This is a genomic window from Burkholderia pyrrocinia, from assembly GCF_018417535.1.
GTDB lineage: Bacteria > Pseudomonadota > Gammaproteobacteria > Burkholderiales > Burkholderiaceae > Burkholderia > Burkholderia pyrrocinia_E.
This window is the reverse complement of the sequence record NZ_CP070978.1, coordinates 3,061,190-3,082,595: the sequence shown is the minus strand read 5'-3', so window position 1 is coordinate 3,082,595 and position 21,406 is coordinate 3,061,190. Positions and strand designations below refer to the sequence as shown.

Below are 21,406 nucleotides of genomic sequence, written 5' to 3'. Positions count from 1 at the left end.
AGGCCGTTGAAGTGCCGCCGCGTCTGTCGCAGCGGACCGGAATGCGGGGAATCAGCGGATCACAGCTTCCCCAGGAAGTGATACGCGATGTCGAAGTGATCCTCGAACATCACGTTGCGCATCTGCGCGAATTCGTTGAGCGGCACCCAGCGCGCCTTGTCGGCGTCGTCGCTGCCCTTCACGCGCGGCAGCTCGCCGGTCGGGAAGTTGAACAGGCACGCGTGCGTGATCGTGCGGCCGCGCAGCGAGCGGGACGGGTGATCGAACACCTGGCGATCCTTGATCGAGCCGCGCAGCACGGGCTCCGGCAGCTTCAGGCCGGTTTCCTCGCGCAGCTCGCGGATGCAGGCCACGTCGAGCCGCTCGTCCTGGTTCACGAACCCGCCCGGCAGCGCCCACAGGCCGCGGCCCGGTTCGCTGCGGCGGCGCACGAGCAGGATATGGCCCGAGTGCACGACCACCGCGTCGACGGTCACGAACGTGACGGGATACGGCGCGGCCGCCCACGCCTTGCGATATGCGGCGATGAATTCGGCTTCCGACTTCAGTTGCGCGAATTCCGGCTGCGTGCGGAAACGCTCGAGCCAGCCGAACACGGGTTCCGGCACGGCCCACTGCACGAAGCTGTTGGTGCGTTCGGCGAAATACTGGTCGCGAATCTCGGTGGCGGAAATGTCTTCGGTCGCATCGACGTCGACGAGCTCCCATTGCGGGAACATCCGCAGGTAATACGACGTGGCGTCCTTCTCGTGACCGATCAGCCCGACCTTGCGCTGCGCGACATCGCCGAGCGTGGACGCGACGGCCTCCTGCACCCAGCGCACCCAGTCGCCGTCGTTGTACGTCGAATCCTGCAACGGCGCGATCGTCACGCGGTCGCGCTCGGACGCGTCGAGCAGCGAAGCCAGCATCTGGCGGCGCTCGTCGAACGAGAACGGATCCTTGATGGTGCGGGGCTTGTCGGTCGACCCGACCAGCACGCACACGCGTTCGGCCCGGCTCAGTGCCGACTTCAGCACGTTCAGGTGACCACGATGCGGAGGCTGGAAACGACCAATGAAAACGAGCGCGTCGAAGCGCCGGTTCTGTTGCGTACTCATGAGGCTCCCTCAAGAGATTGAAACGCTTCGGGTCTTTCCCGAAGGGTTGGATTGAATCCTAGGGGAAATCCCGGGGTGCGTCAATCGAGCACACGCTCGACTTGACCAAGTCTGACGAAATGCGCGGCATTGGCGGGTTACACTCGATTTCATCCCAATCCGCGCCATGGCGCCCGCCATCATGAGGATCTCAGTCAGCCGGACCGTCGGCGTCGATCGCAGACGCCTCTTCACGTGGTCGCAGGACTACGCGCGGCGGCTCGTGTGGGACAGCTTCCTCATCGACGCCTATCTGCTCGACGAGACGACGGCCGACGTCGGCGTCGACGCGTTCTGCCGCAGCCAGTCGGGCGCGACGATGGTGTCGCGCTACATCTCGTATCGCCCGCCGCAAGTCGCCGCCGTCGAAATGGTCGAAGGGCCGAAGGTGCTCGAACGCTTCAGCGGCAGCTGGAACTTCACCGAACACACGCCGGGTTCGACCGAAGTGAAGTTCACGTACAACTTCCGCGTCCAGCCGTCCTGGCTGCGCTGGCTGCTCGAACCGCTGATCGGCGCGTTCTATCTCGTGCAGACGCGCCGGCGTCTCGATTCCTTCAAGCGCTGGGCCGAAGCCGAAGCGCTGCCGCGCTGACACGCACCCGCGTGGCCCGGCGTGTCAGCGCCATCTCCATCCGGATGCATTCGAACGCGCCACGGCCGCACCCTCGGGTATTTGCCAGATTCGCCGAACCCGGGGAAACTACGGGCGGCCGTCACCCTGACGGCCAGCCCTGACCGAGAGAACAGGGCACTCCTCCCTGAAACGGCGTCGACACAAATAATCCGATGAGCCTGATATCCCGATTCTTTGGCCGCAAAGAAGCACCCGAAAGCCCTGCCGCACTGGTCGCGGCGTCCGACGTCGAGCATCCGCTGAGCGTGACGGTCGTCTTCGACGGCCCGCTGCAGGTCGATATCGCGGCGCTGACGGCCGCGCTGCGCGCCTACCATCCGAGCATGAAGCAGGCGCGCGTCGAAACCGAGCCGACGCTGGAGCAGGTATTCGGGCTCGCCGGCTGGGGCAACCACGTCGTCCGGCTGGTCGGCTTCGATGCGCCCTATCCGTCCGAATCGCTGGAAGCATGCGTCGCGCCCGCCCACTATGGGCAGGACCTGAAGCAGCAGGTACGCGCGAGCCGCAGCCACGTGATCCTCTACTACGCCGGACACGAAGCGGATCCGCTCGACCAGTATGTCGCGCTGGCGGCCGTCGCCGGCGCGCTGGCCGAGCAGAACGGCCTCGCGGTGCTGAACGAACACGCGCACACGTCGCTGCCGGCCAGCGTCTTCGATGCGAAGAAACTCGGCAAGGAAAGCCTCGACGTGCTGCGCGAGATCCCGCTGAACCTGTTCTTCTGCGGCTTCGTGAAATACGAGGTCGAAGGCGTCGAAGGCGTGTGGATGCGCACCTATGGCGCCGACGTGTTCGGCCTGCCCGATTTCGCCGCGCTCGCGGAAGGCCATCACGAAGGCGAACGCTATTCGGGCATCTTCAACAACGTGATGCACTACTTGCTGGAAAGCGGTGCGCGCATGCATGCGGGCGAGACGATGCAGGTCGGTTCGGATACCTTCATGAAGCTGCGGGAACCGCTCGAGCACGAGTATTACCTGCAGGGGCCCGCGCAGGTGCTGGTGGCCGAGCTGATCTCGGCGGACGAAATCAATCGCTGATTGCGCCGTATCGCACCCGGATGCACGGCGCGCAGGTTCGAAGCTTTGCAAACCGCGCGCGCCGCGGTGGCGCATGACGGCTACGTAAATGACAGCAGCGCACGTTCCGCCCCGATCCACGACGCCCGGCGCATGAAGGCGTCGCACCGGCCGCCCGCCGCACGCCCTGCGGCGTTCGGACGGCCCTCACGCTAACGTGCTTCGCCCCGGCCCATCGAGAACGTTTCCGCACCGGAATCGCGGCGCAACGTGACTTCCGTACCGGTCAGCCATCCTGACGATTTCAGGATCGGGCGTGCCACTACGTACAGCCGATCGGCGCTGCTGCCATACAGGTACAGATAGCCGTCGTTGCCGTCGCGATGCAATTCGGTCTCGCCGAGCTCGCCCGCCCCTGCCTGCCTCACTGCGCGATCCAGCCGGCGTTCCAGTGCATGAAGCCGTGCCCGGTCCTTCTCGTCGTAGTCGAAGTGGATCATCACGACGGGCCCGGGCGGCTTCGGCGGCAACTCCGCAGCAACGTTGCCGGCGAAGAACGCAAAGCCGAGCAATGCGGTGATTCCTGCTCTTTTACGCATATCGGTAACAGGTCCGCAACGCTCGCTCAGGTCAATGCGCCGCCACGCGCCACTTGCTGCCGGACCTGCGCCTGCGTGCCGAACGCAGCGGCGATCGCATCGACCGCATCGGCCGCACGCGCCGCGCCGCACATGAACGCGTCGACGGCCGCGAAGCGATGCTCCGGCCACGTATGGATCGTGATGTGCGATTCGGCGAGCAGCACGACGCCCGTCACGCCATGCTCGCCGCCGAAATGATGGAAGTGCGCGCCGATCACGCGCGCGCCAGCCTGTTGCGCCGCTTCGGTGAGGATCGCCTCGAGCCGCGCGGCGTCGCGCAGCAGCGCCGCATCGATGCCGGCCAGGTCGGCCAGCACGTGCGAGCCGAGCGTCGCGCGCGGCGGCGCGATCCCGTCGCGTGCGGTCACTTGTGCGACCCGTACGACGAGTAGCCGCTGCGTGCCGACGAACTGCCCCAGCCGCCGCCGCCCGAACCGCTGCCGCCGATCGATGCGCAACTGAACAGCGTAACGACGATCAGGCCGTAGAGGCCGTAGAGGATGAACCGGATCACGCGTTGCCCCCGTCCGATGCGAAGCCCTTCCACAACCATTCAGGCAGCCACAGCACCAGCAGGCCGACCAGCACGTAGACGGAGCGGCCGCTGAACGAGAACAGCGAGCCCATGTTGAAGATCACGAGCAGCGCGCTGAACACCCACGGCAGCGGCCCGAAACTGTGCGGATGTTTGCCGCCGAACAGGCCCGTCGACGTGGTGGCACCCGTTGCGGCGGCCGCCGCGAGCGCCGGCGTGCCGAAGCGTTCGGCGAGCGCGCTGCCCGACAGCGGCCGCGCGCGCGACCACACGATCTCCGCGGCGCTGCGCTCGCGCGTCAGCTTGTCCTTCTGCCAGCCGTAGTCGATGATCGACGTGCGATCGCCCACCTGTACGCGCCAGTTGAACGCACCGACCACATAGACGACCTCCGATTCGTATTCCTCGCGCAGGCGGTAGGTCTTGCCGCCGTCGGTCACATCGGATTCGCTGCCGATCGTCGGCCAATGGTCGAGCACCTGCACGCGTTCCCACCGCCCTTCGCTCTGCACGAGCCACAGGAAGCCACGCTTCGGGTTCAGCAGCAGGTATTCGTCCCACGTCTCGTCGTCGCCCGGTACGCGGCATCGCATCATGCCGATCACCGTGTACTTCACGCCGTCGAACGTGCCGATCGCGCCGAGTTCCAGCGCGCCCTTCACCGCTTCGAGCTTGCGCTGCGCCGCGAACACGGTCTGCTGCTCGGCCGTGCACCGCACGCCCGCGTGACAACTGCCGCACACGACGTAGTCGGCCACGTTCGGCGCATACGACAGCGGCGCGCCGCAGCTCGGGCACGCGAACGGCACCATCTCCGCGCCGCGCTTCTCGCGCGTATCGGCTTGCGTATCGCGCAGCCCCGTGAATGCGAGCGCGTCGAATTCCAGCGCCTCGCCCGAATAGATGGCCGGGCTCCCGCCGTTCGAAGCGGCGTCGGAATAGTCGTAGGTCGCGAACGCGTTGCCGGTCCGCAGGTCGACGACGCGCGCCTCCCAGCCGGCATCGACGCGGAACGGCAGTTCGCCGTCGCCGCCCGTGCAGCGCGCGGTACGCACGTCGGACACGAGATACGCGCGGCCGCCGTGGTCGATCCGCATGCCCGGTTCGAGCGTGCCGAACGCGGGCCACGCGCCGCCCGATACATCGTCGGGCTCGCGCACCGTGACCGCGTACTGGCCCGACGCATCCGACAGCCAGCCGAACGCGCCGTCGTCGAACACGACATACCACTCGCTCCACGCGCCGGCGTCGTAGGTCATCTGGATGCGGCCGAGCACCGTGAACGTGCGCTTGCCGTAGCGGCCGGCCGTGCCGATCTGGATCGGCGACGCATCGTCGAGCACCGTGGCCAGCTCGCCGATGCGCTCGACGTCGGTGCCGCGCTTGAGCAGCGTGCTGCGGCAGAACGCGCAGACGGCCATCACCGCCGCCGCCGAGCGAAACTCGACCGGCGCGCCGCACTGGGGGCACGAAGTGCTGAACATGCGCGACGCTTACCGCGTGAGCTTCGCGAGGATCTCGGCCTTCGCGCGCGAATATTCGTCTTCGGTCACGAGGCCCTTGTCGAACAGCGCCTTCAACTGTTCGAGCCGCTGCACGTAATCGGTGCCGTCGGCCGGCGCGGCCGACTGGGCGGCAGCCACCGGCGCTGCAGGCTGCGCGGCCGGCGCCGGTTGCGCGGCGCCCGCGATCTGGCCGGCCATCGCCTGCCCGATCGCCGCGCCCGCGGCGAGCCCCGCGCCGATACCGGCGATGCCGCCCGGGTTCTGCGCGGCCAGCGGAATCGCCTGCGCGGTCTGGTATTGCGTGGCGCGCGCGAGATCGCCGGCCATCCCCGCGCCGATCCGCAGGTCGAGCGCCTTCTGCAACTCGGCCGGCAGCGACACGCTCTCGACCGCGAACGCGTCGAGCGCGAGGCCGTAGCGCGTGAACACCGGCACCAGCGCGTCGGCGACGCGCTGCGACAGCAGCGACTGGTTCGCGGCCATGTCGACGAACGGCACGTCGGCCGAGCCGAACGTCGTGCTCAGCGCGGTGACGACCAGGTTGCGCAGTTGCTGTTCGAGATCGTCGACCGTGTATTCCGCCCGTGTGCCGCTGACCTCGCGGTGGAACGCGGCCGCGTCGACGATCCGGTACGAGTAGATGCCGAACGCGCGCACCTGCACGAAGCCGAATTCGCGGTCGCGGATCGTCACCGGCTGCGCGGTGCCCCAGCGCCGGCCGAGCTGCAGCCGCGTGCTGAAGAAATAGACGTCCGACTTGAAAGGCGACTGAAAGAGTTTGTCCCAGTTCTGCAGGTACGTGAGCACCGGCAGCGTGTTCGTTTCCAGCGTATACAGCCCCGGCTGGAACACGTCGGCGACCTTGCCTTCGTTGACGAAGATCGCGACCTGCGTTTCGCGCACGGTCAGCTTGCCGCCGTACTGGATCTCCTGGTCTTCCATCGGATAGCGCCAGGCCAGCACGCCGTCGGTGTCTTCCGTCCATTGCAGGACGTCGATGAACTGCTTGCGAATGAATGAACCCAGACTCATGTCGGTCTCCTCGGACGCGTGGCGCGTCAGGTCAGGCAGGCGGCATTGATGATGCCGACGACGAGCGACGCGGTGCCCATCAGGCCGCCCATCGCGACGTTGCGATCCTCGATCGCATGATTCATGCCGGGTATCAGGCGCGTCAGCGCCGCATAGGTGATCAGTTGCACGATCATCGCGCCGACGGCCCAGATCACGACTTCGCCGAGCGTCGAGTTGTGCGCAATGCTGGACGCGAGCGTCAGGCAGAAACCGATCAGCGCGCCGCCGAACGACAGCGTCGCGGCCGCATTGCCGTCGCGGATCAGCGCCAGTTCGTCGAACGGAGTGACCTTCAGGTACACTGCCGCGAACACAAGAAGCAGCACGAACGCCGACAGTAAATGAACCGCATAAAGATAGGCACTATTCATTCTTTCCCTCGGATTTTGTGCTCGGTTCGCCGCCCCGTCGCCGGCCGGCCCGTCAATGGCCGCCCCACGAAAATCCGCGCCAGTATATCCACATTGCCGACCGCTGCACAACGGACGTCCCATGCTGCATAAGCGTGCGCTCGTCCTGTCGATCCTCGTGCTCGCGTCGTGCGGGCTCGGCTACGAACTGATCAGCAGCGCGCTGGCGAGCTACCTGCTCGGCGATTCGATCCTGCAGTTCTCGTCGGTGATCGGCAGCTACCTGTTCGCGATGGGGATCGGCTCGTGGCTCGCGAAGTTCGTCGAGGACGACGACGTGCTCGACCGCTTCGTCGACATCGAGCTGCTCGTCGGCCTGCTCGGCGGGGTATCGGCCGCGCTGCTGTTCGCGGTGTTCGCGTGGCTCGCCGCGCCGTTCCGCGCGGCGCTCTACGCGCTGGTGCTCGCGCTCGGCCTGCTGATCGGGATGGAGATCCCGCTCGTGATGCGCGCGTTCCAGCAGCGGCGCCAGGCGTTCCGCCATACCGTCAGCGAAGTGCTGACCTTCGACTATCTCGGCTCGCTCGCCGTGTCGCTGATCTTCCCGCTCGTGCTCGCGCCGCGTCTCGGCCTGCTGCGCACGAGCTTCCTGTTCGGGCTCCTGAACGCATTCGTCGCGTTGTGGACGACCCACCTGTTCCGCGACGAGATCCGCAACGTGCGCGGCAAGCTGATGCGCGCGGCGCTCGTGATCGGGCTGCTCGTCGCCGGGTTCGCGCTGTCGGACCGCATCACGCACTGGGCCGAACATGGCGTGTACGGCGACGAGACGATCTATTCGGAAACGACGCCGTACCAGCGCATCGTGCTCACGCAATGGCACGACGACATGCGGCTGTACCTGAACGGCAACCTGCAGTTCTCGTCGCGCGACGAGCATCGTTATCACGAGGCGCTGATCCACCCGACGATCGACGCGCTGCCGTGGGCCAAGCGCGTGCTCGTGCTCGGCGGCGGCGACGGCCTCGCGGTGCGCGAGCTGCTCAAGCACCGCAACCTCGAACAGATCACGCTGGTCGATCTCGATCCCGCGATGACGAAGCTGTTCTCGACGTCCGTGCCGCTCGTCAAGCTGAACCAGGGTTCGCTGAAGGATCCGCGCGTGCACGTGATCAACGACGATGCGGTGCGCTGGCTCGAATCGAACGCGGACGTGTACGACGCGATCGTCGTCGACTTTCCCGATCCGACCAACTTCGGGCTCGGCCGCCTGTATTCGGTGCCGGTGTTCCGGCTGCTCGCGCGCCACCTGTCGGAGAACGGCTATGCGGTGATCCAGTCGACGTCGCCGTATTTCGCGCCGCACGCGTACTGGACCATCATCGCGACGCTGCACGAAGCCGGGCTCAACACGTGGCCGTACCACTGCTACGTGCCGTCGTTCGGCGACTGGGGCTTCGTGATCGCCGGCAAGCGCCGCGACTTCACGGTGCCGACGCGCTACTCGGTACCGACGCGCTGGCTCGACGCGCAGACAGCCACCGAGATGTTCCACTTCCCGGCCGACATGCCGGCGCTGCCGATGTCGCCGAACGAACTCAACGACCAGCCGCTCGTGCGCCGCTTCGACGACGACTGGAAACACGTGCTGCGCTGATGGACCGTCGCACGTTCCTCGTCGCGTCGGCGGCCGCGTCGCTGGCCGCGTGCGGCCGCACCGGCTGGATCGAGACGACGCCGCGCGTCGGTTACCCCGGCATGCGCGAAGGCCATGCGCTGCGCGACCATGCCGCGCTGCCGCCGCCTTCCGGCACGATCGAGACGGACATCGCGATCCTCGGCGCGGGCGCGGCCGGGCTGTCGTGCGCATGGCAGCTCGCACGCGCGGGCCACACGCGCTTCGCGGTGCTCGCAGGCCCCGAATTCGGCGGCAATGCGGCCGGCGGCCGCTTCGGCGATCTCGGTTATCCGAAAGGCGCGCACTACCTGCCGCTGCCGTCGCTCGAATCCGCGCATCTGCGCGACATGCTCGCCGATCTCGGCGTGATCGAATCCGCGCCGTTCTCCGCACGCCCCGTGTACGACGAGCGCGCGCTCGTCCATGCGCCCGACGAACGGCTCTTCATCGCCGGGCAGTGGCAGGACGGCATCGTGCCGACGGCCGGCGTCGGCGCCGACGAACTCGCGCAACAGGCACGCTTCTTCGCGTACACGGACGGGCTGCGCACCGCACGCGGCGCCGACGGCCGCAAGGTGTTCTGCATCCCGATCGCGGAATCGTCGCGCGACCCGCGCTGGCGCGCACTCGACCGGCGCTCGTTCCGCCAGTGGCTGCTCGACGAGGGCTACACCGCGAAAGCGCTGCACTGGTACCTGAACTATTGCTGTCGCGACGACTACGGTGCGGGATACGAGCACGTGTCCGCGTGGGCCGGCCTGCACTATTTCTCGTCGCGCGGCGGCCACGCAGGCGATGCGGGCGACGGCGCGGTATTGACCTGGCCCGACGGGCTGCACACGATGGTGACGAAGCTGACCGATTCGATCACCGCGCGCACCGGCTCGAACGCGTGGTCGCGGGACGGTTTCGCCGTGCGGGCGACCGAACGCGCGGGCGGTGTCGACGTGCTGTGTGCGCGCATCGGCGACGACGGCGTGCTGTCGACGTTCACGCTGAAGGCGCGACGCGTCGTGTGCGCGATGCCGCTGTTCGTCGCGGCGCGCGTGTTTCCGCAGCTTTCCGCATACGGCTTCGAGCCCGCGCGCGACCTGCCGCCGCGCGCGCCGTGGCTCGTGTCCAACTTCCTGCTCGACGGCATGCCGGCCGAGGAAGCCGGCGTGCCGCTCGCGTGGGACAACGTCGTCTACGACGGCGCGGGGCTCGGTTATGTCGTGTCGACCCACCAGTTGATCCGGATGTCGCCGCCAACGCGTTCGGTGTTCTCCGCATATCAGGCGTTGAGCACGCAAGCGCCGGACGACACGCGCCGCTGGCTCGCGCAGGCGAAGCCCGACGCGTTGCGAGAACAGGCGGCGATCGACCTGCAAGCTGCCTATGGACGCGAGCTGTGGAAGCACGCGACGGCGCTCGAGATCACCGTGCGCGGCCATGCGATGGCGACGCCCGACGTCGGCTTCCTCGGCCGGCCGGGGCTGCTCGCGCTGCGCGATGCCGACGGCCCCGTCGTGTTCGCGCATGCGGACCTGTCCGGGCTGTCGCTGTTCGAGGAAGCGTCGTACTGGGGCATGCTCGCGGCCCGGCGCGTGCTCGCCTGAGCGCCGGCTTCCAGCCGGCGCTGCGGCAGCCGATTCGTCATTGCGGCGTAACCGCCACCCGCTATAATCGCGCGACATTCCGACTGCATTGAGCAGGCCGACGGTGCCGCGCGATTCGACGCGCCGTATGCCCTCCTCGACAACAACAATGACGAACCGAACCATCCGAAGCCTTCGCCCGCTCGTGCGCGCCGCCGCACGCGTGCTCGCCTGCGCCCCGCTGCTCGGCGCGCCGCCGGCGCTGCATGCGGCAGACAGCACCGGCGCCGAGCCCGCATCCGGGCGCTACATCGTCGTCGACACCGGTCATACGCCGGCGCACCCGGGCTCCACCGGCGCGAGCGGCCGCGTCGAATACCTGTACAACCTGGACCTGTCCGCAGCGGTCGCCGAAAAGCTCGCCGCGCACGGCGACCGCGTGCTGCGCACGTCGGCCGACGGCCGCGAGATCGCACTCGACCAGCGCTCGACGCAGGCGCCCGACGCAAACCTGTTCGTGTCGATCCATCACGACTCGATGCAGCAACAATTCATCGACGCGGGCCGGCAACGCGAATTCCGCGGCTTCTCGGTGTTCGTGTCGGAGCGCAATCCGCACTATGCGGAAAGCCTGCGTTGCGCGAAGGCGATCGCCGAGCGGCTGGTCGCGGCCGGCGAACGGCCATCGCTGTATCACGCGCAGCCGATCCGCGGCGAGAATCGCCCGCTGATCGACCCGCAACTCGGCATCCACCGCTTCGACGATCTCGTCGTGCTGCGCACCGCGCCGATTCCGGCCGTGCTCGTCGAGGCCGGCGTGATCGTCAATCCCGACGAAGAAGCGCGGCTCGCGCGGCGCGAGACGATCCAGCGCCTGTCCACCGCGATCGCGGGCGGGATCGACGCATGCACGGCGCCGAAGTAACGGCACCGCCCATCGGGCTCAACGGTTTTCACCCAGTCAGGAGCATCACCATGAAAAAGAAGAATCTGTTCGCATCCTGCGCGCTGCTCGCGCTTGCCTTTCCGTTCGCCGCGCACGCGGCCGGCTGTGCGAAGCCGCACAGCGCGTTCGACCAGGTGTACTGCAGCAGCACGCAGTTCTCGCAAACCGACCGCGAACTCAACGACGAATACGGCCGCCTGCGCAAGCAACTGAGCGGCGACCAGCAGGCGACGCTGAAGGCCGGCCAGCTCGCGTGGCTGAAGCAGCGCGACGCGCAGTGCAGCGAAACCCGCAACAACGGCTACCTCGTGGATCTCCAGTGCGCGACCGACATGACGGCGTCGCGGCTGTCGTTCCTGCGCGAGCGCGAGCGTGAATGCACGAGCACGGGGTGCGTGGCGTCGAAGCTCGGCGAGTAAGCGCTTCGAAGGTGCCGTACCGCGAAGCGCTTCGCGGCACGGCGTGCACTTGCGATCCACCCGCTTCGGCACCGCGAAAGGAACGGCGATGCGACATGAATTCTCCGAAGTCCTCAACGAATCAAGCGGAGCACGCATGACACCGAATACGACAACGATCGACATCCGCGCTGCCACGTCCGCCGATGCCGCGGCCATCGCCAACATCCATGTCGCGTCGTGGCAAGCGACCTACACGGACATCATGCCGGCTCCGTTCCTCGCCGGTCTGTCGGTCGAAAAACGCACGGCCGCCTGGCGCTATGCGCTCGATGCCGGCCGACCGCGCGTCGCGCTCGCATTCGCGGGACACGACACGGCGGGCTGGATCGCCTATGGTCCGACGCGCGACACCGACAAGGATCGCGCGTGGGGCGAGATCGAAGCGATCTATCTGCATCCGTCGCATTGCGGGCAAGGAATCGGCGCGGCGCTGGTCGACCATGCATGCCGAGCGCTGCGCGACGCGGGCCATGCGTGGGTATCGCTCTGGGTACTGGTCGAGAACCGTCGTGCAAGGACGTTCTATGAACGCGAGGGCTTCGTCGCCGAAAACGACATCAAGACCTTCGAGATCGACGGCGCGCCAATCGAAGAAGTGCGTTATTGGCGCGCGCTTTCCTAGTTGGCTTCAACGGCACGCGCGGTAATCACAGAAACCACCGATACTCCCGCGCCCCAATCTCGTTACGAAAATCCAGCTCCTCCTGCCGCTTGTTCTCGCAATACACCATCACGAACTCGCTGCCGAGCCCTTCGCGCACGGCCGGATGATCCTGCATCGCTGCAACCGACGACAGCATCTCCTTCGGAAAATCGATCCCGCTGCCGCGATCCTCGTTGAGCGGCGCGATCGGTTCGATCCGCGCATCGAGCCCGTGCTCCATCCCGGCGAGGATCGCCGCGAGCACCAGGTACGGATTCGCGTCTGCGCTCGCGAGCCGGTGCTCGATCCGCAGGTTGCGCGCATCCGACTCGGGAATCCGGATGCACGCATCGCGATCCTCGAAACCCCAGCTTGCGCGGCTCGCCGCGTTCACCATCGACCCGTAGCGCCGGAACGCGTTGTGATTCGGCGCAAACACGGGCATGCAATGCGGCAGCAGGGCGAGACACCCAGCCACCGCGTGCCGCAGCGGCCGCTGCCCGTCGGCCGCGAGCAGGTTGCGCCCCGCGTCGTCGTACAGGCTCACGTGCACATGCATCCCGCTGCCCGGCGCATGCAGGTAAGGCTTGCCCATGAAGCTCGCGCGATAGCCGTGCTGCAGCGCGACGCCGCGCGTGCTGCGGCAGAACAGCGCCGACCAGTCGGCCGCGCGCAACCCGTCGTCGGTGTGGCCGAAATTGATCTCGAACTGGCCGGGCCCCAGCTCGGCCGTGATCACCGTCGCGTCGACGCCCTGCTCGCGCGCGGCCTCGACCATCTCGTGCAGCACGTCGGAAAAGCGCGACAGGCGCTCGATATGCATGTTCGGCTGATCGTCGCGGTCATCGCTCAGGCGGTCGCGCGGATACTGCGGCATCCCGTCCGCGAGCTGCGCGGCGAACAGGTAGAACTCGAGCTCGAACGCGACGACCGGCCGGATCCCGCGCGCCGCGAAGCGCCGCAGCACACGCGCGAGCACCTCGCGCGGCTCGAACTCGATCGGCGCATCCGTGCCGTCGGAGCTGATCAGCATTTGCGCGAGCGGCTGCCGCTCCCAGCGCACGGGCTTCAGCGTGCCGGGGATCAGGCGGCGCGGCGCGTCGGGGTCGCCGTCGTTGAAGCAGTAGTCGCCGATCTTGTACAGGCCGCCCTGCGTGCCGAGCAGCACGCAGTTCTGCGGCAGCTTCAGCAGCGAGCCCGACGCGACCTTCTCGAGCGCATCGATCGGGTAGCGCTTGCCGTAGAAATGCCCGGGCAGGTCGAGGCAGATCAGGTCGACATAACGAATCTCGGGGTGCGCCTGCCGGAATGCGCGGACTTCACCGACCAGCGCGGGAACGACGTCAGCCATGTCTCATCCTTTCCATGTCTTGTATGGCGGTGCCGCAGCGCGGCGAACCGGATTCATGCGGCACAGCGGACAACGCATGCCGCATTTAAATCAGTACTGCAAACAGGCTGCGTGGCGCGGCGGCCTGCAACGCCGCCCGCCCCGCCGACAACTCAGGTGAATACCCAGATCACGCGCGTCGGCGCGTCGGTCAGGTTGGCATATCGGAACCGCTTGTGCGCGGGCAACTGGAACGCATCGTTCGGGCCGAGCGTGACGGGCGTGTCGTCGCCGTCGATCCAGATCGTCAGTTCTCCTTCGAGCACGAAGCCGCCCTGCTCGTCGCTGTCGTCGACGGGCCGCTCGCCGCTGCTCGCGCCCGGCGCGAGATGGCTTTCGAGGACCGAGAAGCGCGAGCGCATGTTCGGCGACACGAGGATGTCGGTGATGCCGGCCGCGTAATACACGGTGCGCCGTTCGTCGGGCCGCGTGACCCACGGCACGCTGCGCGGCTTGCTCAGGCTGTAGAAATACGTGGTCGGCACGCCGAGCGCCTCGCCGATCGCGGTCAGATCCGCGACCGTCGGGCGCGACAGCCCGCGCTCGACCTGCGACAGAAAGCCGACCGAGCGGCCGATCCGCTCGGCGAGGTCGTTCAGCGTGACCTTGCGATGCTTGCGCAGGTCGCGGATCAGGATCGCCAGACTTTCTATCTCTTCCTGTTCGTTCATGATGGGTTCCGATACGGTCAGACGGTATCGCGCAAACGGTACCAAACCTTGCCGAGCGCTTCCAGCGGCGCGGCGAGCCGGTCGCCGCCGGGAAAGCGCGGGTTGCGGATGCGCTGGTACTGCGCGAGCAGGCGCTCGTCGCCGAGCACGGCGTCGGCGACCGCGCGCGCACCGGCGAGCGTCGGCAGCACGCCGTGCCCCGAGAAGCCCTGCAGCCAGAAACGCTGCCCGTGGCGCCCGACGTCCGGCGTGCGGCGCATGCTGATGTCGATATGGCCGCCCCACGCGTAATCGAGCGGCACGCCGGCCAGTTGCGGGAATGCGCGTTCGAGGCGCGGGCGCGTCGCCGCCGCGATATCGGCCGGGATACCGCCGAGATACGTGCAGCCGCCGCCGAACAGCAGCCGGTTGTCGGGGCTCAGGCGGAAGTAGTCGGGCACGAACTGGTTGTCGATCACGCAACTGTTCTGCGGCAGCAGCGCACGCACGACGTCGGGCTCGAGCGGCGCGGTCGCGACCTGGTACGTGCCGACCGGCAGCAGCCGGCGCGCGAGGTCGCGATCGAGCCGGTCGACGTACGCGTTGCACGCGAGCACCAGCACGTCCGCGCGCACTTCGCCGCGTGCCGTGCGGGCGATGTGGCCGCCGGCCGTCTCGCGGCAGTCGAGCACGCGGCTCTGTTCGAAGATGCGGCCGCCCGCGCGCTCGATCGTCTGCGCGAGGCCGAGCGCGAGTTTCAGCGGATTCAGGTGGCCGGCTTCCGGATCGTGGAGCGCCGCGAGATAGCGCGTGCCGCCGATCCATTCGGGCAGCTCATCACGCCCGATCACACGCAACCGGTCGTAGCCCCAGCGCTCGGCTGCCTCGTCGCGGGCCTGTGCGAGCAGCGCGACACGGCGCGGCCGCACCGCGGCCCACAGGCTGCCGGGCCGGTAGTCGATGTCGAAACCGTGCCGCTCCGGCAGTTCGCGCACCTCGGCCGCGGCCCAGCGCATGCTGTCCCACAGCAGGCGCGCGCCGTCGCGGCCGAGCGAATCCTCGAGCGGCTGCATGTCGCACGACCAGCCGAGCAGCGCCTGCCCGCCGTTGCGGCCCGACGCGGCCCACGCGACGCGGCTCGCCTCCAGTACGACGACGCGCTTGCCGGCGAGCGCGAGGCGCAATGCCGTATGCAGCCCGCTGAAGCCCGCGCCGACAACCAGCACGTCGGCGTCGATGCGCTCGTCCAGTTCCGGACGATGCGGGATCGGCGCCGGGTAGGTGCCGGCGTAGTAGCTTGCGACGTGACGGTCGGACTGCACGAACATGCGGACTCCCGTGAAATTTACGTCATGAATTTTCATGAAAAATTAGCACGACAATTTCACGGAGGCAAGCGTGCGGGAAAAGCGGCGCATTGACGGGCCTGACGCGGAATCTGTAGAGATTTAGTCCGGTGAACTAAAGTTGCTCCCTTTTTGGCCATCTCCGGCACAATCTTACAATTTGCAGAAGTGGCGCAACTTTTGGAGTCATTCACCCTGGCCGGCCCATCAAGCGGGCATCCCATCGCGGAGAATCGTCGGACTCAATGTAGAGCGCTCGAGACATCTCCCGAGTCAACCGACGCTCGCATTGCGTCAGCGCGAACCGCCAAATAACTGAATCACCACGCTACGCAGCCAGCGATTCCCCGCTTCGTGGTGATACCGGCCGTGCCAGTGCTGCCGGACTGCAAAGCCTTCCACCGGGATCGGGCATGAGTGAACCACCAGGTCATTGGCCCGAGCCAACGTCTCGCCGATGTGACGTGGCAGCGTCGTGATCAGATCGGTGCTCTGGATGATGGCACCCAGCCCCAAGAATCCCGGCAACTCCAGCACGACCTGACGGTCGATGCGTTCCCGCATCAGCGCCTGCTCGAGGAGTTGCGCGCCGGTGCCCGCCGTGATGACCACGTGTCCCTCCGCACAATATTGCTTCACCCCGAGTCGGGTACGGATCCTGGGGTGGCGACGGTTGGCAAGGCACACCCAGTCCTGCTCGTACAACTGCTGCTGATAAATGCTGCCGCCGAGCCACGGGACATAGCCTATCGCGAGATCGGCCTCGCCGGATTCGAGCGCGCGTTCCGTGTTGCCGTCGATCCGCGCGGCTTCCAGCCGGATGCCGGGCGCCGCCGCGTGGACATGCGCCAGCAGCTGAGGAAGCAGTGTGACGTGGCTCGCGTCGGTCATGCAGATGCGAAATCGCCGCTGCGCCGTGGCGGGATCGAATGCGATCTCCCATGCGGTGAACCGTCTCAGCGACTCGAGGATTTCCCTGCACGGCCCGATGAGCGCATCGGCCTGCGGCGTCGGCGCCATTCCGCCCGGCGTTCGAATGAACAATGGATCGTGCAGGTATTCCCGCAAGTGCCCGAGCCAGATGCTGACCGTCGGCTGGCTCTGACCGAGCTGCTCGGCCACGCGCGTGACACTTCGCACGTCGTACAGAAGATCGAAGAGCTGGAGCAGCTTCAGGTCGGGAAGGTCGGTCGACGTCATCGCATTATTGTCCATGGCAATGATGTCATTGTAGTCATTGCATTGCCAGCGTGAGCGCCGAATCCTATCGTGCAGCCATTCGTCAGCTTTGCACGGGACCGAAGTAAGTGCTGAAGCACTAGCTCCGGCCGACATGGCGTTAACTCTGGTCGACAGGAGAAAACAATGAAGATTGCGGTTCTGGGCGCCGGCGCACTGGGCTGCGCGATCGGTGCCACCCTCACCGAAGGCGGTCACGAGACCTGGCTGATCGACCGCTCTCCCGCACACGTCGAAGCGATGCGCCGCGACGGCCTGCGGGTCGACGACACTGGCGGCTCCCGGCAAGTGCGCGTCCATGCGACGACGCAGGCGGCCGAAGTCGGTGCAGCCGATCTGGTGGTCGTGCTGGTCAAGTCGTTCCATACCGAGACGGCCATGCGCGGCGCGCAAGCGCTGGTGGGGCCGGATACGCACGTGCTGTCGCTGCAGAACGGTCTCGGTCACGAGGACCTGCTGGCCGACGTCGTCGGCCGCGAGCGCGTGCTCGCCGGCAAGACCTATGTCGGCGGCGTACTGCGCGGCGCGGGTCATATCGAGTCCGGCGTGGTCGGCAAGTACACCTATATCGGTGAGCTCGACGGCCGCATCACGCCGCGTGTACAGGCGATCGCCGACGCGTTCAATACCGCCGGCCTTGCCACGACGATCAGCGACAACATTGTCGGCACCATGTGGGACAAGCTGCTGGTGAACGTCGCGACGGGCGCGCTGACCGGCGTTACCGGTCTGACCTATGGGCAGCTCTACGATGAGCCGCTGCTGAAGGCAACGTCGCTCGCGGCCGTGGCCGAGGCGATCGCGGCGGCGCAGGCAGCCGGCGTGAAGCTGTCGATGACCGATCCCGAACAGGCATGGACGCTCGCCGCCGAGGGGCTGCCCGCGACCTTCAAGACCTCGATGCTGCAAAGCCTGGAGAAGGGCTCGATCACCGAGATCGACTTCATCAATGGTTCAGTCGTTCGGTGGGGGCAGCGCTACGGCGTGCCGACCCCGGTCAATGCGACGCTCGTCGCCTGCATCAAGGGGCTCGAGCGCGCGATGGCCGATCGTCAACGCGAGGAGGTCGACGCATGAATGCCCCGAAAGCCTATCTGGAACACGTTGCGATCTGGGTGAAGGACATCCGCTGGCACATCCGCTTCTTCGAGGAAGTCCTCGGCATGAGCCTGCGCGAAGTGGACGGAACGCTCGACGCGCCCCGGCAGTATTGGACGCTCGGCGGCCTGCAGTTCATCCACGCGCCGGAACATGACGGCCCGGAAGGCCGGCTCGCCCATCTCGGCGTGATGTGCGAAGACCTGGAGGCCGCGCTGGCCGCGGCACAACGATTCGGCGTAACGGAGATGCCGCAGGGACGCAACTGGCTTCGCTTGCCCGACGGGCTCGCCGTCGAACTGATCCAGGCCAGCCCGGCTTCATGCGTCGCGCAGGCACTGGCAATCAACCCGCGCGCGGAGGCGTGACCATGACGATCGTCGAGAAATACTGGGACGACGCCCGTGAGGGCGACGAATGCGTGAGTCCGAACTATACGGTGACGAAGGAGCGCATTCTCGCCTACGCCACTCTCACCGGCGACCATACGCCCGTCCACGTGGACGAGGACTACGCGAATGCCAGCCACTTCGGCTGCCTCGTCGCGCACGGGCTATTCGGCCTGTCCATCGCCGACGGCCTGAAGACACAGAGCGATTACCGCTTTCTGCCGGGTATGTCGCTCGGCTGGACGTGGGATTTCGTGCTGCCCATCAAGGTCAACGACGTGCTGCACGTGACGTTCCGCGTCGGCGCGATGCGGGCGAGCAAGAGCCGCCCGGGCTGGGGCATCGTCGTGCTGCCGTCGGAGCTGGTCAATCAGGACGGCCAGGTCGTTCAACGCGGCGAACACCGCCTGATGGTGCCGCGCCGTCCGGGAGCGATCTGATGCAAGCCCGTCCACTCGAAGGCATTCGCGTCGTCGACTACAGTCATTTCCTCGCCGGCCCCTATGTCGGGCGGTGCCTCGCGGCACTCGGCGCGGAAGTGATCAAGGTCGAGCGTCCCGGCACCGGTGACGCCGGACGCCAGCACGCGACCGTGCTCGACGATCAGCAAAGCGGTTATTTCCTGCAGCTCAACATGGGCAAGCGCGGCGTGAGCGTCAACATGAAGGACGCACGCGGCAAGGCATTCATGCAGCGACTGTGCGACTCGGCGGACGTGTTCATCGAGAATTACCGACCGGGCGCGCTGGACAAACTCGGGCTGGGTTATGCCGAACTGTCGGCGCGCAATCCGGGCCTCGTCTACTGCTCGATTTCGGCGTACGGCCACACCGGACCGGACGCGCATCGTGCCGGTTTCGGGCTGATCGCCGAGGCCAAGAGCGGCATCATGCAGATGGTCGGCACGCCGGGCGAGCGGCCACCGCTGCTACGCATCTCGCTGGGCGACATGTACACCGGCATTCATGCGGTGGCGGCCATCAATGCCGCGCTGCTGGGGCGCGTGAAGAGCAATCGCGGGCAGCACATCGACATGGCGCTGTACGACACGCTGGTGTCGATGCACGAATACGCGGTGCAGTGCTATACGCTGCAAGGCGTGCTGCCCGAGCAGACCGGGCACGACATGCCGACCTCGACGCTCTATGGCGTGTTCCGTGCCGCGGACGGCGATCTCGTGATCGCCGCTCAAGTCGACGACGCGTGGAAACGCTTCGCTATGCTGATCGAAGCACAAGGCGGCCCGCCGGGCTTCGGTGCCGACACACGATTTCACGACAGTGTCGGGCGCAACGCGCACCGCTCGGAGATTCTTTCGGTGGTCGAGCCGTGGGTGGCCGCCCGTTCCGTCGCGTCGGTACTCGAACTGCTGGATCACATCGACGTTCCCTGCGCGAAGGTGCAGCGCATCGACGAGGTGCTGGCCGATCCGCAGATCCAGGCAAGAGGCATGGTCGTCGAGCAGCAGCATCCGCGCTATGGGACGCTGCGCCTGCCTAACCTGCCGTTCCGGTTCTCCGATTGCGATACGACGATTCGCGATACCGCACCCGATCTCGGGCAGCACAACGCCGAAGTCGCGCATTCGCTCGGATTCGATCCGGCCGAAATCGACGCGATGCAGGCCGACGGCGTCCTCTATTCAAAAGCGAGCCAGCGATGACCGACCAGTACGCAGTGATCGGCAATCCGATCGGACACACGAAATCTCCGCTGATTCACGGCCTCTTCGCGCAAGCAACGCGGCAGGACATCAGCTATGCGGCCATCGAGGGACCGGTCGAGCTGGACGGCGCCTTTGCCGGCGTGGTTCGGGCATTCGCCGCGAGCGGCGGCAAGGGCATCAACATCACTGCCCCGTTCAAGCTCGACGCTTTCGCGATGTCGGACGAACGAAGCGAGCGCGCGGAACTGGCGGGAGCGGCTAATGCGCTCAAGTTCGAAGGCGGCCGCATCCTGGCCGACAACTTCGACGGTATCGGGCTGGTCCGCGACATCGAAGTCAACCTCGGCCTCCCGATGGCCGGCAAACGCGTGCTGCTGCTCGGCGCGGGCGGCGCAGCCCGCGGTGCACTGCTGCCTTTCCTCGACGCCGTACCGGCCGAGATGGTCATCGCGAATCGCGACGTCGACAAGGCGCGCGCACTGGCCGCGCAGGTCGCCGGACGCGGTCCGGTCGTTGCCAGCAGCTACGCGAACCTGGCTCGGATGGGACGTTTCGACTTGGTGGTCAATGCAACGTCGGCCAGTCTGACCGGTGACCTGCCGCCTGTTCCGCCGAGCGTGTTCAGTCCGGACGGCACGGCCTACGAGCTCGCCTACGGCAAGCGTCTGACGCCTTTTCTCCGACTCGCAAAAAATGCGGGAGTGCACGGGATCGCGGATGGTGTCGGCATGTTGGTCGAGCAGGCAGCCGAAGCGTTCGCCTGGTGGCGTGGCGTACGTCCCGAGACCAGCTCGGTGATCGATCGGCTTGCGGTGCCTTTTGACTGAATGTGCGATGGAGACCCCGATGAAAAAGATCCTCATGCTGCACGGCATCAATCACAACATGTTCGGCAAACGCGATCCGGCGCAGTACGGGACCATCACGCTGGCGGAGATCGACGCGCAATTGCAAGGGCTCGCGACAGAGCTGGGCGCGCAGGTGGAATCGTTCCAGACGAACAGCGAAACATTGATGTGCGAGCGTATTCATCGCGCATTCGAAGAGCGTCAGGACGCCGTGCTGATCAATGCCGGCGCCTGGACCCACTACAGCTACGGCATCCGTGATGCGCTGGCCATCCTCACATGCCCCATCGTCGAAGTGCACATGTCCAACATACATGCCAGGGAACCGTTCCGGCATCACTCCGTTTTCGCCGACATCGTCAGCGGGCAGATATGCGGCTTCGGTGTTCATAGCTATCTGCTGGCCCTGCGGGCGGCCGCCTCGGCGATCGATCGAGCGTGAGTGACGCTGCACAAGAGCAGATCTGCCGAAGGCCAACATAGGCTGGGCCGCGACGGTTGCACCAGTCGTGCGAAAAGGAACTGAAGCTTCGGGCAGGAGCCGGTTCCTCGCAGGCGCGTTGCCATCTGCCCTC

At 66.7% G+C, this 21,406-nt stretch carries 24 protein-coding genes; 13 read left to right on the top strand and 11 right to left on the bottom strand.

Annotated features, from left to right (window positions below):
* Positions 1–59 precede the first annotated feature (59 nt).
* The gene (locus JYG32_RS31975; RefSeq protein WP_213266277.1) at positions 60–1,100 is read right to left on the bottom strand and encodes a bifunctional nicotinamide-nucleotide adenylyltransferase/Nudix hydroxylase; all 1,041 of its coding nucleotides are present in this window, start codon (positions 1,098–1,100) and stop codon (positions 60–62) included.
* 181 nt (positions 1,101–1,281) lie between these two features.
* On the opposite strand from JYG32_RS31975, the gene JYG32_RS31970 reads away from it, so the two are divergent.
* Positions 1,282–1,734: a type II toxin-antitoxin system RatA family toxin gene (locus JYG32_RS31970; protein WP_213266276.1), complete on the top strand. Its 453-nt coding sequence runs from the start codon at positions 1,282–1,284 to the stop codon at positions 1,732–1,734.
* A gap of 194 nt (positions 1,735–1,928) precedes the next feature.
* The gene (locus JYG32_RS31965; RefSeq protein ID WP_213266275.1) at positions 1,929–2,816 is read left to right on the top strand and encodes a DUF4261 domain-containing protein; all 888 of its coding nucleotides are present in this window, start codon (positions 1,929–1,931) and stop codon (positions 2,814–2,816) included.
* 191 nt (positions 2,817–3,007) lie between these two features.
* On the opposite strand, the gene JYG32_RS31960 is transcribed toward JYG32_RS31965, so the two are convergent.
* Genes JYG32_RS31960 through JYG32_RS31935 form a run of 6 tightly spaced genes read right to left on the bottom strand, consistent with a single transcriptional unit; the run spans position 3,008 to position 6,921 of the window.
* On the bottom strand, positions 3,008–3,394 hold the full coding sequence (locus JYG32_RS31960; RefSeq protein WP_174380201.1) for a hypothetical protein: 387 nt from the start codon (positions 3,392–3,394) through the stop codon (positions 3,008–3,010).
* A gap of 26 nt (positions 3,395–3,420) precedes the next feature.
* Positions 3,421–3,804, bottom strand: a complete 384-nt coding sequence (gene speD, locus JYG32_RS31955) for an adenosylmethionine decarboxylase (RefSeq protein ID WP_213266274.1) — start codon at positions 3,802–3,804, stop codon at positions 3,421–3,423.
* Positions 3,801–3,950: a hypothetical protein gene (locus tag JYG32_RS31950; protein WP_174380167.1), complete on the bottom strand. Its 150-nt coding sequence runs from the start codon at positions 3,948–3,950 to the stop codon at positions 3,801–3,803. The genes speD and JYG32_RS31950 overlap by 4 nt, the downstream gene beginning before the upstream one ends.
* Positions 3,947–5,455 (bottom strand): DUF4178 domain-containing protein, encoded by a 1,509-nt coding sequence (locus JYG32_RS31945; protein WP_213266273.1) that lies wholly within the window; start codon positions 5,453–5,455, stop codon positions 3,947–3,949. The genes JYG32_RS31950 and JYG32_RS31945 overlap by 4 nt, the downstream gene beginning before the upstream one ends.
* 9 nt (positions 5,456–5,464) lie before the next feature.
* Entirely contained in the window at positions 5,465–6,508 is a 1,044-nt protein-coding gene (locus JYG32_RS31940; RefSeq protein WP_213266272.1) for an SPFH domain-containing protein, read from the bottom strand.
* A 26-nt stretch (positions 6,509–6,534) separates the two neighbouring features.
* On the bottom strand, positions 6,535–6,921 hold the full coding sequence (locus JYG32_RS31935) for a DUF350 domain-containing protein (protein ID WP_213266271.1): 387 nt from the start codon (positions 6,919–6,921) through the stop codon (positions 6,535–6,537).
* 121 nt (positions 6,922–7,042) lie between these two features.
* Between JYG32_RS31935 and JYG32_RS31930 the strand changes: the two genes are divergently transcribed.
* The 5 genes from JYG32_RS31930 (at position 7,043) to JYG32_RS31910 (ending at position 12,184) form a co-directional block, all read left to right on the top strand.
* Positions 7,043–8,557 carry a polyamine aminopropyltransferase gene (locus tag JYG32_RS31930; protein WP_213266270.1) on the top strand — a complete coding sequence of 505 codons (1,515 nt, stop codon included), beginning with the start codon at positions 7,043–7,045 and terminating at the stop codon, positions 8,555–8,557.
* Complete coding sequence (locus JYG32_RS31925; protein ID WP_213266269.1) at positions 8,557–10,176, top strand: NAD(P)/FAD-dependent oxidoreductase; 1,620 nt, start codon at positions 8,557–8,559, stop codon at positions 10,174–10,176. Before JYG32_RS31930 ends, JYG32_RS31925 begins: the two co-directional genes overlap by 1 nt.
* Before the next feature lie 148 nt (positions 10,177–10,324).
* Complete coding sequence (locus JYG32_RS31920; RefSeq protein WP_213266268.1) at positions 10,325–11,080, top strand: N-acetylmuramoyl-L-alanine amidase family protein; 756 nt, start codon at positions 10,325–10,327, stop codon at positions 11,078–11,080.
* Positions 11,081–11,130: 50 nt separating this feature from the next.
* Entirely contained in the window at positions 11,131–11,520 is a 390-nt protein-coding gene (locus JYG32_RS31915; protein ID WP_174380193.1) for a lysozyme inhibitor LprI family protein, read from the top strand.
* A gap of 136 nt (positions 11,521–11,656) precedes the next feature.
* Positions 11,657–12,184: a GNAT family N-acetyltransferase gene (locus tag JYG32_RS31910; protein ID WP_213266267.1), complete on the top strand. Its 528-nt coding sequence runs from the start codon at positions 11,657–11,659 to the stop codon at positions 12,182–12,184.
* A 25-nt stretch (positions 12,185–12,209) separates the two neighbouring features.
* On the opposite strand, the gene JYG32_RS31905 is transcribed toward JYG32_RS31910, so the two are convergent.
* The 4 genes from JYG32_RS31905 to JYG32_RS31890 all read right to left on the bottom strand — a co-directional run bounded on the left by JYG32_RS31905 (position 12,210) and on the right by JYG32_RS31890 (position 16,806).
* Positions 12,210–13,556 (bottom strand): glutamine synthetase family protein, encoded by a 1,347-nt coding sequence (locus tag JYG32_RS31905; RefSeq protein WP_213266266.1) that lies wholly within the window; start codon positions 13,554–13,556, stop codon positions 12,210–12,212.
* A 152-nt stretch (positions 13,557–13,708) separates the two neighbouring features.
* Entirely contained in the window at positions 13,709–14,266 is a 558-nt protein-coding gene (locus JYG32_RS31900) for a helix-turn-helix domain-containing protein (protein WP_034180557.1), read from the bottom strand.
* A 17-nt stretch (positions 14,267–14,283) separates the two neighbouring features.
* On the bottom strand, positions 14,284–15,573 hold the full coding sequence (locus JYG32_RS31895; RefSeq protein ID WP_213266265.1) for an NAD(P)/FAD-dependent oxidoreductase: 1,290 nt from the start codon (positions 15,571–15,573) through the stop codon (positions 14,284–14,286).
* 312 nt (positions 15,574–15,885) lie between these two features.
* A complete protein-coding gene (locus JYG32_RS31890) occupies positions 15,886–16,806 on the bottom strand; it encodes a LysR family transcriptional regulator (protein ID WP_213266264.1) in 921 nt (306 codons plus the stop codon).
* A 150-nt stretch (positions 16,807–16,956) separates the two neighbouring features.
* On the opposite strand from JYG32_RS31890, the gene JYG32_RS31885 reads away from it, so the two are divergent.
* From JYG32_RS31885 to aroQ, 6 genes are read left to right on the top strand one after another with little or no spacing between them, the layout of a single operon-like run.
* The gene (locus tag JYG32_RS31885) at positions 16,957–17,907 is read left to right on the top strand and encodes a ketopantoate reductase family protein (protein WP_213266263.1); all 951 of its coding nucleotides are present in this window, start codon (positions 16,957–16,959) and stop codon (positions 17,905–17,907) included.
* Complete coding sequence (locus JYG32_RS31880) at positions 17,904–18,296, top strand: VOC family protein (RefSeq protein ID WP_213266262.1); 393 nt, start codon at positions 17,904–17,906, stop codon at positions 18,294–18,296. Before JYG32_RS31885 ends, JYG32_RS31880 begins: the two co-directional genes overlap by 4 nt.
* 2 nt (positions 18,297–18,298) lie before the next feature.
* Positions 18,299–18,757 carry a MaoC family dehydratase gene (locus JYG32_RS31875; protein WP_213266261.1) on the top strand — a complete coding sequence of 153 codons (459 nt, stop codon included), beginning with the start codon at positions 18,299–18,301 and terminating at the stop codon, positions 18,755–18,757.
* Positions 18,757–19,980: a CaiB/BaiF CoA transferase family protein gene (locus JYG32_RS31870; RefSeq protein ID WP_213266260.1), complete on the top strand. Its 1,224-nt coding sequence runs from the start codon at positions 18,757–18,759 to the stop codon at positions 19,978–19,980. Before JYG32_RS31875 ends, JYG32_RS31870 begins: the two co-directional genes overlap by 1 nt.
* Positions 19,977–20,810: a shikimate dehydrogenase gene (gene aroE, locus JYG32_RS31865; RefSeq protein ID WP_213266259.1), complete on the top strand. Its 834-nt coding sequence runs from the start codon at positions 19,977–19,979 to the stop codon at positions 20,808–20,810. Before JYG32_RS31870 ends, aroE begins: the two co-directional genes overlap by 4 nt.
* Before the next feature lie 19 nt (positions 20,811–20,829).
* Positions 20,830–21,273 carry a type II 3-dehydroquinate dehydratase gene (aroQ, locus tag JYG32_RS31860; RefSeq protein ID WP_213266258.1) on the top strand — a complete coding sequence of 148 codons (444 nt, stop codon included), beginning with the start codon at positions 20,830–20,832 and terminating at the stop codon, positions 21,271–21,273.
* Positions 21,274–21,406 lie beyond the last annotated feature (133 nt).

Bases quoted from the DNA above. Each gene is read 5' to 3' on its own strand.
- JYG32_RS31975 (WP_213266277.1), bottom strand. From the start codon at position 1,100: ATGAGTACGCAACAGAACCGGCGCTTCGACGCGCTCGTTTTCATTGGT.
- JYG32_RS31970 (WP_213266276.1), top strand. From the start codon at position 1,282: ATGAGGATCTCAGTCAGCCGGACCGTCGGCGTCGATCGCAGACGCCTC.
- JYG32_RS31965 (WP_213266275.1), top strand. From the start codon at position 1,929: ATGAGCCTGATATCCCGATTCTTTGGCCGCAAAGAAGCACCCGAAAGC.
- JYG32_RS31960 (WP_174380201.1), bottom strand. From the start codon at position 3,394: ATGCGTAAAAGAGCAGGAATCACCGCATTGCTCGGCTTTGCGTTCTTC.
- JYG32_RS31945 (WP_213266273.1), bottom strand. From the start codon at position 5,455: ATGTTCAGCACTTCGTGCCCCCAGTGCGGCGCGCCGGTCGAGTTTCGC.
- JYG32_RS31940 (WP_213266272.1), bottom strand. From the start codon at position 6,508: ATGAGTCTGGGTTCATTCATTCGCAAGCAGTTCATCGACGTCCTGCAA.
- JYG32_RS31935 (WP_213266271.1), bottom strand. From the start codon at position 6,921: ATGAATAGTGCCTATCTTTATGCGGTTCATTTACTGTCGGCGTTCGTG.
- JYG32_RS31930 (WP_213266270.1), top strand. From the start codon at position 7,043: ATGCTGCATAAGCGTGCGCTCGTCCTGTCGATCCTCGTGCTCGCGTCG.
- JYG32_RS31925 (WP_213266269.1), top strand. From the start codon at position 8,557: ATGGACCGTCGCACGTTCCTCGTCGCGTCGGCGGCCGCGTCGCTGGCC.
- JYG32_RS31920 (WP_213266268.1), top strand. From the start codon at position 10,325: ATGACGAACCGAACCATCCGAAGCCTTCGCCCGCTCGTGCGCGCCGCC.
- JYG32_RS31915 (WP_174380193.1), top strand. From the start codon at position 11,131: ATGAAAAAGAAGAATCTGTTCGCATCCTGCGCGCTGCTCGCGCTTGCC.
- JYG32_RS31910 (WP_213266267.1), top strand. From the start codon at position 11,657: ATGACACCGAATACGACAACGATCGACATCCGCGCTGCCACGTCCGCC.
- JYG32_RS31905 (WP_213266266.1), bottom strand. From the start codon at position 13,556: ATGGCTGACGTCGTTCCCGCGCTGGTCGGTGAAGTCCGCGCATTCCGG.
- JYG32_RS31900 (WP_034180557.1), bottom strand. From the start codon at position 14,266: ATGAACGAACAGGAAGAGATAGAAAGTCTGGCGATCCTGATCCGCGAC.
- JYG32_RS31895 (WP_213266265.1), bottom strand. From the start codon at position 15,573: ATGTTCGTGCAGTCCGACCGTCACGTCGCAAGCTACTACGCCGGCACC.
- JYG32_RS31890 (WP_213266264.1), bottom strand. From the start codon at position 16,806: ATGGACAATAATGCGATGACGTCGACCGACCTTCCCGACCTGAAGCTG.
- JYG32_RS31885 (WP_213266263.1), top strand. From the start codon at position 16,957: ATGAAGATTGCGGTTCTGGGCGCCGGCGCACTGGGCTGCGCGATCGGT.
- JYG32_RS31880 (WP_213266262.1), top strand. From the start codon at position 17,904: ATGAATGCCCCGAAAGCCTATCTGGAACACGTTGCGATCTGGGTGAAG.
- JYG32_RS31875 (WP_213266261.1), top strand. From the start codon at position 18,299: ATGACGATCGTCGAGAAATACTGGGACGACGCCCGTGAGGGCGACGAA.
- JYG32_RS31870 (WP_213266260.1), top strand. From the start codon at position 18,757: ATGCAAGCCCGTCCACTCGAAGGCATTCGCGTCGTCGACTACAGTCAT.
- aroE (WP_213266259.1), top strand. From the start codon at position 19,977: ATGACCGACCAGTACGCAGTGATCGGCAATCCGATCGGACACACGAAA.
- aroQ (WP_213266258.1), top strand. From the start codon at position 20,830: ATGAAAAAGATCCTCATGCTGCACGGCATCAATCACAACATGTTCGGC.